This window comes from Cupriavidus basilensis (genome assembly GCF_029335485.1).
GTDB classification, from domain to species: domain Bacteria; phylum Pseudomonadota; class Gammaproteobacteria; order Burkholderiales; family Burkholderiaceae; genus Cupriavidus; species Cupriavidus basilensis_E.
Genome location: NZ_JARJLM010000104.1, coordinates 1 through 506 on the forward strand (window position 1 = coordinate 1; position 506 = coordinate 506).

At 73.7% G+C, this 506-nt stretch carries 1 protein-coding gene; it reads left to right on the forward strand.

What is annotated here, in order from left to right:
* Positions 1-506 (forward strand): ComF family protein (locus P3W85_RS06100; protein WP_430869504.1); only part of this gene is annotated, 506 nt, incomplete at both ends.

Here is a 506-nt window from a genome sequence, read left to right on the forward strand (position 1 = left end):
ATGCCACGCACGCGCCGGGAGCGCGCCGCGCGGCGCACCCGGGCGAAAGCATGTTGCGCCGGCACGCGGGCCGCCTGCTGCGCATGCTGCTGCCGGCGAGTTGCGCGCTGTGCGGCACCGTGCAGGACGAGACCGTATGCAATGGCTGCGCGGATGCGCTGCTGACACCGCTGCCGCGTTGCCATTGCTGCGCCCGTCCCATCGGCGGTGCCGTCCGGCGTCTTGCCGGGCCGGGCGATGCCGGCCTCTGCAACCACTGCCGCTATGAGCCGCCGTCCTTCGACGCCACCGTGGCACTGGGCGACTACGCCAGCCCCCAGGACGGCCTGGCGCTGGCCCTGAAGTTCGGTGGCGTGCTGCCGCTGGCAGACTGGCTCGCGAACGAACTGGCGCGCCGCTGGGAAGCCGGCCGGGCGCTGCCCGATATGCTGGCGCCAGTCCCGCTGTCGCCGCAGCGGCTGGCGGCACGCGGCTTCAACCAGTCCTGGGAGATTGCGCGGCCGCTG